The following is a 7,305-nucleotide window of genomic DNA, read 5'->3' as shown; positions in this document are numbered from 1 at the left end:
TCGATCAGGGGCCGGATTGCCTCGGCATGGCGATCGGCGTTCTCGCGCACCGCACCCAGAATGGCCTCGTTCCCTTTTCCCGCCCGTCTCAGCGCCGCAGCGCCATTGGGATTGCCCAACCGGGTCCCTCGCGCCTTTGCGGCCGCGAGCGCCTCCCGGGTCCGCCGCGCGATGGCCTCCCGCTCCTGCTGGGCCACCAGCGCCATGATGCCGACCGTGAGGTCATTGGCCTCCGGCATATCGGCCGCGATGAACCGGACCCCGCTGTCGCGCAGCGTGAGCAGGAACGCCGCGTTGCGCGACAGGCGGTCCAGCTTCGCGATGGCCAGCGTCGCTCCGGTGAGGCGCGCAAGCTGAAGAGCGTCGAGGAGCTGAGGCCGGTCCGACCGCTTGCCGCTCTCGGTCTCGGTGTAGGTGCCAATGACCTCGGCGCCCCGATCTCTCGCGAGCGTCTTGATAGCCGCTTCCTGAGCCGCGAGGCCGAGCCCGCTCCGTCCTTGCCGGGCCGTCGAGACGCGATGATACGCGACGAGGCGGAAAGGCATAAGGGTCATAGGGGTCATCGGCTCCGTACAGAACTGCCTAACGTTGGTTGCGCAGTTTTGTACGCTCAATCCGAGCCGAGAGTGTAGGGCCTGATAGGGAATCTCCGCCTTTTCTCGAATGCTCACGATCATCCACGATAGATGCGAAGTCTCTCAAAGAAGCGGCGAATGATAAAACTTCGCACGATACTGATGACAGAGAAGGCGATGCTGAGTGCCGCGGCGGTCCCGAGATGCGCCGGCAGGCCGAACAGAGGGAACAGAAGAAGCTGTGTGATGACGGCCAGGCCGTAGCCGGCGAGGACATTGACCACCGCCTCCAGCAACGACATCGCGCGGCTTTGCGACATGCTCGACAGATCAATGCTTCGAGGGGAGGGGCGATGCCGTTACTTCGGCCGGCCGCAACTCTCCCCGATCATCGGCGGTAAACCGCACGAGGTTCACCGTGACTGGATGCGTGGAGGTACTCGCAGGAAGCGCGATGCGGCTGCGCGAGGCCGGAGTGATTCCGAGCTCAGCCATATACTTGCCCATAAGCTCCAATTGCTTGTTCGCTACGCTGAGCCAAGGCGATTGCTGCACATAGCCCGAAGGCGCCTTGATGAGGGTCGGTCCCTCGGCGAGCTTCCTCTCCGCTTCGACCCATCGCCCATAGGCTTGGCAATAGGCGGCAAGAGCGGCGCGATCGACAGTGGTAACAACACCCATGTCGTGCAACGTCCCGGCAATCCGTCGCCATTCGGCCTTCGCGAGCGGTGAGAGATGGGAGGGGCAATGCGGCCTCACGTCAGCAGGCCGAGGCTCATGGGCGTTGAGTTTGCGTTTGCCGGGATTGCCGTTGGCACGCTTCATGGCTGTCGGAACGGGTTTGCGTCCGCGCATTCTCCTCTCCTATTCCGCCGCAAGTGGTTGAGGGAGGCGCTCGGCACGGACCGCAGCAAAGGTCTCGCCCGTCTCTGCCAGCACCGGTTTCTCGCCTGTGAAGGCGGCCCAGCGGGTGACGATGACGTCCACGTAGGCGGGATCGAGTTCTATCCCGAGGCAAACCCTGCCCGAGGTCTCAGCGGCGATGACGCTGGTGCCGGAGCCCAGGAAGGGGTCGTAGATGGCCTGCCCGGGCGATGAGTTGTTCAGCATCGGCCGACGCATGCAATCCACCGGCTTCTGCGTCCCATGGACCGTCGCCGCGTCCTGGTCTCGGTTCGGGATCTGCCACAGCGTCGTCTGCGTCCGCCCACCCGACCAATGTCCCTTGCCCCGGACCGCGTACCAGCAGGGCTCGTGTTGCCAGTGGTAGTGCCCGCGCGAGAGGACCATCCTGTCTTTGGCCCAGATGATCTGGGAGCGGATTTCGAAGTCCGATGCGAAGAGGCTTTCTGCGACGGTCCCGGCGTGAAGCCCGGCATGCCAGACGTAGGCGACATCACCTGGAAACAGCGTCCACACCTCGCGCCAGTCGGCCCGATCGTCGTTTTTCACCTTGCCGGTGCGCCGCGTCCGCGTGCCACGCGCCTTGTTGCGCCACGCCGGCTCATACTCGACGCCGTAAGGCGGGTCCGTGACCATCAGCGTTGGCTGCACACCATCGAGTAAGCGTTCCACCACATTCAGATCGGTGGCATCGCCACAGACAACTCTGTGCCGGCCCAGGAGCCAGACGTCATTCAGACGAGAGACGGGGACGGCAGGGGGCTCAGGGGTTTCCTCCTCGCGTGGGTCGAAGCCGTCAGCCGATAACAGGCTATCGATCTCGGTCCCGTCGAAGCCCAACGCGGCGATGTCGACGCCGAGCTCGGAAAGGTCCGCCACTTCGAGCGCGAGGAGATCGCGATCCCATCCGGCCTGCTCGGCGAGCTTGTTGTCGGCCAGGATATAGGCCCGCTTCTGCGTCTCGGTCAGGTGACTGAGCTCGATCACCGGGACCGCGGATAGGCCGAGTTGTTGCGCCGCCAGCAACCGGCCGTGCCCCGCGATGATCCCGTTCTCCCCATCCACCAGGACCGGATTGGTGAAGCCGAACTCCCGGATGGCCCCCGCGATCAAGCTGACCTGCGCCGGTGAGTGGGTGCGTGCGTTCCGGGCGTACGGCACGAGGCTCTCGATCGGACGATGATCAATTGAGATAGCGTTATTGCTGAGCCGACGCGTGTTGGAGACTGTCGGGGTTTGCTTCTCAGTCTTCATCTGGCGCGCCTTTCGAGTTCGGCTCAAACGTCTTCTCGACCCCCGGCGCGTTTTCGCGGCAGGGGAAGTGTCCAGCGTAAAATGCGCTCAGCGTGCTGGGTCGTGACTAGCAATTCTCTCAGAGGTATCTCAATGGTACCTCGGTTTATATTATATCGATTCGGCGGGTTTCAGCCCATTCATGTGCTGGGTTGCTGTGTTTTATCCAAAATATATTCTCACAATAGATCGAATTTTCCGAGATATACTAGAATTTTCGGTAAATTTACGCGGCCAAAGTGGTCCGATTGTCTTGCTCGACGCTGCGGGCGGGATCGTTAGGGCCAGGTCCAAAAGCACGACAGGACAAGGATCAATTCCACCCCCGAACACAGTCCATTGCAGGCGAGTAGATTTTCGTTCGATCTAACGCCAGTCTTGCATATCGGCTACCAGACTTGTCAGAATCGGTTCGATCAGCCCGATGACCGTCTAAACAAGAGCAAGCCATGGGTGATATCGAAGACGAACACAGAATTGCGCTGAGGAGTGAGCTGCTCGACAGGGCTAGACGTGGAGAGATGACCGGGGTCGAAGCTGAGAATGAAGCAGCTCGCCTGGGGTGCGGGCCTCTTGCGTCGAAGCCCGACGATAGTCTCCTTAACCCGATGTCAGTTTCGCATTGGTCTTTGACGATGGCGATCGCGTGGATCGCATGGCGTACCCCCGACCACGTTCGAGAGTGGTGGGACACTTACGTCGAACAGTGCTGGGATTGGCGACGAGAACGCTGGACTTCCGGATCGGGTCAGCCGGTTTACGAAGGTGAATTCCTTGAACAGCGAAAGGTTGGCACCGTGATCGAGATGCTTCTCTGCGAGCATCTTGCGGATGAAACGGAGCCTGAGGCGGCCGCGCTGGCTCCCTTGGCTGAATCCAGGCAGCAGCTGTGGGGCGCGCTACTCCGCGGCGCCATCCAGGCGACGGCGATCGATTGCCACTCAGAGGAGCGCGTTAGGATCCAACCCTCCGAATGGCTCCACCTCAAGCCGGCCGTCGAAAGGGATCGCGATGTGCTGCAGGATTGCGACGTATTCCCCGCGCGCTCGTGGTACGAGAAGGTCCTCTTGGATGCCGTAGCTGTCAGGCGTATTTGGTCCCCACGGATTGATCTGCCCGAACTGCCTCCGCCGGTGCGCTCACCGGCGGAGGGGGGCTACATCCCGCTGTTCTGCGCAGCTCAGTGGATCGCCACCGAAGGTGCTTCGAGTGACGTGGGCTGGTCACCTCACGATTGGCGCTCTGCCTATGGCCAGCTCCTCGCTCGAATTGACTCGGGTGAGGTTAATGTCATCGGAACGCACGATGGCCTTCCTGAGCCCATCGACGGATTACGCTTCGCCGGAATCCGGATCGTCTATCCCTTCGAAAGCCACTCGTTTCTCGGTGTTTCGGGGGGCGCTCCTATGGTCCTCGTCTCCTATCCCTATGTCGGTGAATCTGAGTGGCACAGCGGCGTCGACGATTCGATCCGAAATGAAGACGGGCCGATATGGTCGAAAATCATGGTTCGAGCCGAGCACATCATCGCTCACTGGCCGTTTGATGTACCCTCGGTGCTGAAAAATCCCCTTACGCATAGCGGGTTTTCAGGGCGCCCAAGCACAAAGCATTTAATCCAAGGAGAGTTTAAAAGGCGGATACAAAGCGGAGAAGCTCACATGACCCTGGCGGTGGAAGCCAAATGGCTGCTTGACTGGCTTCTAGAGCGCCATCCTAACCTTTCGGCGCCCACCACGAAGACAATTCAGAACAACATTCGAGACCAGCATCGCGCCTATCGAGCGCAGTCCGAAGGTCTGAAATAATACGACAGGGGCAATTTCGGGCCTCTATTTCGGGCTTTTGAACCTCGTCATCTCTCGCTCTGCCCCCGCGTTTCTGCGGGCGACCCGAAGGAGAAGACGAGTGCAATATTCCATCGGCCATGCCGCGCTACCTCGCTTTTGTCGTCGCGATGAGGCTGCCGCGTATATCCGCGAAGCATATGGGTTTCCCTGCTCGCCGCGTTGGCTTGCCAAACTCGCCGTCGTAGGTGGCGGCCCGCCGTTTCGGAAGGCGGGTCGGACTCCGCTCTATGATCCGAAGGACTTGGATGCCTGGGCTCGCAACAGGATCGGCCAGCTTCGGGAGACGACCTCCGACTGTGTCGATGATCACTATGCGCGCTGAAGAGATTCGAGACGGCACCGAGAGGGTACTGTCGGACGTTAAGCCGCGGCTCCTCATCGATAATGCAAATCCCGACCGGACGGTCGCAGATCTACGGAACATCCTGGCCCAGGAAGGCGAGTTCTACGACCGTGGAACCCCGGTGCGGGTGACCTGCGACGCCACGAAAGGGATCGTTGTCGCACGCCCGCTGACCCCTGATTCGCTGGTCCTGCATGCACACACCCTTTGCAGGCCCTTCGCGGTAAAGACGGACAGGGATGGTTCGTCTCGCGAAGTCGATGTTCGATTACCAGCACATGTCGCTCGCATGTACCTTGACTGGTTCGGTGAATGGCGCCTGCCGGCGCTCAATGGTATAGCCTGCGCTCCATTACTTCGTGAGAATGGTTCTATCCATGCCGTAAACGGATACGATCCGGCTTCCGGAAACTGGTGCGAGCGGATCCCAGAGATCGAACGCCTTATTCCCGCTGTTCCGACGATGGACGATGCAGCAAGAGCGCTCCGGACGCTTCGGACGATCCTTCGAACCTTCTGCTTCGCCGATGCTTTGATGACGTTCGATGCTGCGGCGGGTGTCGAGGTGGTCGACATAACTTTGCCTCCTGGTCAGGACGAATCTGCCGCGTTGGCAGCGCTGATGACCGCCGTTTGTCGACCGAGTCTCCCCCTTGCGCCGGGCGTTGTCATCCGCGCAGCCGCCATGTCAGGTGCGGGGACGGGCAAGGGCCTATTCGTGCGCTGCATCTCGTTGATCGCCTATGGCAACGAGCCACACGCCGTTTCGGGTGGGGTCAACCGCGAAGAGCTGGAGAAAAAAATCGCGGCTGAGCTCATGGAGGCTGGCCCGATGCTGTTCCTCGACAATCTCAACGGCCGCACCTTCAACTCTGAACTGCTTGCCAGCGTGCTCACCGAACGTCCGGCTCGCGTTCGCATCCTGGGTCGATCTCAGATGGTTCCGTTGAACTCGTCCGCCTGGGTCGCTCTTACCGGCAACGGCCTTTCTCTCACTGAAGATCTGGCGCGTCGGTTCCTGGTCATCGAATTGGATGCGCGGACTGAGGATCCTGAGGCACGTCCGTTCCGGATCAACATCAAGGCGATCTGCCACGAACGTAGAGAAGAGCTTCTTGCGGCTGCGTTGACAATCTGGCGGTGGGGCCGATTGAGCAAACACTGCTCGCAAGGGCGGCCTTTCGGAAGCTTCGAGACCTGGACATCCTGGGTCAGGGATCCCCTTCTCGCCCTTGGTTGCCAAGATCCGGTTGCAAGGATCGGGGAGACGAAGTCGCGTGACACCGAGCGGCAGCAGGTCATTCAGGCATTCGAGGTGTGGTGGAGTGAGCGCGGCAGCGAGCCGGTGGCTGCCAGGGACCTCTCCGACGACGTACGAACTGCTCTGAACCTGCAAAAACGCTCTCGTCAGTTCATCGCGTCGACGCTCGATGCCCTGAGCGGAACTCGGATGGGCGGCTACGTGCTCACTCGCCAAAAGCCCTCCAGCAAATGGAGCGTGATCAAATACGCCCTTGAGCGGACAAGTTGGCACCACGAACACGCCGATGATCCGGACGCAACTCAGGCGCCTGGTTCGTCCCCCTATGACCCCTATGCTCCCTATGCTTTTCCGGACCGGCAACAATTTTCCGACACGACGGCTAACGGGACTTGGGACCTAGAAGGCGCTCCTCACCGAGGCCGCACCGATGGAACGGCAACGGCGAATTCTGTCTACAAGGTGCAAATGCATAGGGGTCATAGGGGGCATAGGGATGAGGTCGACCCGGGCGCGTCTGGCGTAAGTATCAACATTAATCCCTTGGCAAGCGCCAACCTCGTCGGGACCTCAGATGAACCGGAGCCGACATGAACCCGCTCTCTCCCAGACTCATGTCGACCAAAGAGCGTCTCGGCGAAGTTTGCGTGATCCTCGCTAGCGGGATCATCCGTCTTCGGCTTCGTGACCGACAGGCCCCAGCAGAAGCTGGAGAATTTCGACTTCACTTCTCGCCCGACCAGAGCGGTGGTGCGAATCCGCCCGACCGGAGAACCGCATGAACCAGACCGACAGCATCCCCGCCCGCCTTGCCGCGCTGAAGACGACCCCGACACACGAGCTGAAGAACCAGTGGCGCGACCTCTTCGACAGCGAGCCGCCGCCATATAACCGGCGATACCTCGAGAGCCGCCTGGCGTACCGCATCCAGGAGCTGGCCTATGGTGGCTTGAAGCCGGAGACGATTAAGCGCTTGGAGCGACTTGGCGAAGAGCTCGACGGCGGCGACCGCGCGAAGAGCCGCAAGCGGGCCGACCACAGCGACAAGCCGATCACCGGGACGCGGCTGCTGCGGGAATG

At 61.0% G+C, this 7,305-nt stretch carries 7 protein-coding genes; 3 read left to right on the top strand and 4 right to left on the bottom strand.

Annotation, left to right across the window (positions count from 1 at the left end; all coding sequences use genetic code 11):
- The 4 genes from L1787_RS18175 to L1787_RS18160 form a co-directional block, all read right to left on the bottom strand.
- A partial coding sequence (locus L1787_RS18175; protein ID WP_235710528.1) for a recombinase family protein occupies positions 1–545 on the bottom strand: 545 nt, incomplete at its 3' end.
- Between the two features lie 128 nt (positions 546–673).
- A complete protein-coding gene (locus L1787_RS18170; protein ID WP_235709091.1) occupies positions 674–895 on the bottom strand; it encodes a DUF7220 family protein in 222 nt (73 codons plus the stop codon).
- Positions 896–905: 10 nt separating this feature from the next.
- The gene (locus L1787_RS18165) at positions 906–1,430 is read right to left on the bottom strand and encodes a phage terminase small subunit P27 family (RefSeq protein WP_235709092.1); all 525 of its coding nucleotides are present in this window, start codon (positions 1,428–1,430) and stop codon (positions 906–908) included.
- Positions 1,431–1,439: 9 nt separating this feature from the next.
- Positions 1,440–2,732: a site-specific DNA-methyltransferase gene (locus L1787_RS18160; RefSeq protein WP_235710533.1), complete on the bottom strand. Its 1,293-nt coding sequence runs from the start codon at positions 2,730–2,732 to the stop codon at positions 1,440–1,442.
- A 488-nt stretch (positions 2,733–3,220) separates the two neighbouring features.
- Between L1787_RS18160 and L1787_RS18155 the strand changes: the two genes are divergently transcribed.
- The 3 genes from L1787_RS18155 to L1787_RS18140 all read left to right on the top strand — a co-directional run.
- Positions 3,221–4,579, top strand: a complete 1,359-nt coding sequence (locus L1787_RS18155; protein ID WP_235710532.1) for a hypothetical protein — start codon at positions 3,221–3,223, stop codon at positions 4,577–4,579.
- 353 nt (positions 4,580–4,932) lie between these two features.
- Positions 4,933–6,819: a hypothetical protein gene (locus tag L1787_RS18145; RefSeq protein ID WP_235710531.1), complete on the top strand. Its 1,887-nt coding sequence runs from the start codon at positions 4,933–4,935 to the stop codon at positions 6,817–6,819.
- Positions 6,820–7,003: 184 nt separating this feature from the next.
- Positions 7,004–7,305, top strand: a 302-nt coding sequence (locus L1787_RS18140) for a DUF2924 domain-containing protein (RefSeq protein ID WP_235710530.1), incomplete at its 3' end; no start/stop codon positions are given.

Origin of the sequence: Acuticoccus kalidii, assembly GCF_021556395.1 — a bacterium.
Lineage (GTDB): Bacteria > Pseudomonadota > Alphaproteobacteria > Rhizobiales > Amorphaceae > Acuticoccus > Acuticoccus kalidii.
Note: the sequence above shows the minus strand (reverse complement) of the source record. Positions and strands in the feature narration are given on the sequence as shown.

What these genes read in the sequence shown, in the direction of transcription:
- L1787_RS18165 (WP_235709092.1), bottom strand. Translation starts at nt 1,430, where the DNA reads ATGCGCGGACGCAAACCCGTTCCGACAGCCATGAAGCGTGCCAACGGC.
- L1787_RS18170 (WP_235709091.1), bottom strand. Translation starts at nt 895, where the DNA reads ATGTCGCAAAGCCGCGCGATGTCGTTGCTGGAGGCGGTGGTCAATGTC.
- L1787_RS18155 (WP_235710532.1), top strand. Translation starts at nt 3,221, where the DNA reads ATGGGTGATATCGAAGACGAACACAGAATTGCGCTGAGGAGTGAGCTG.
- L1787_RS18160 (WP_235710533.1), bottom strand. Translation starts at nt 2,732, where the DNA reads ATGAAGACTGAGAAGCAAACCCCGACAGTCTCCAACACGCGTCGGCTC.
- L1787_RS18145 (WP_235710531.1), top strand. Translation starts at nt 4,933, where the DNA reads ATGCGCGCTGAAGAGATTCGAGACGGCACCGAGAGGGTACTGTCGGAC.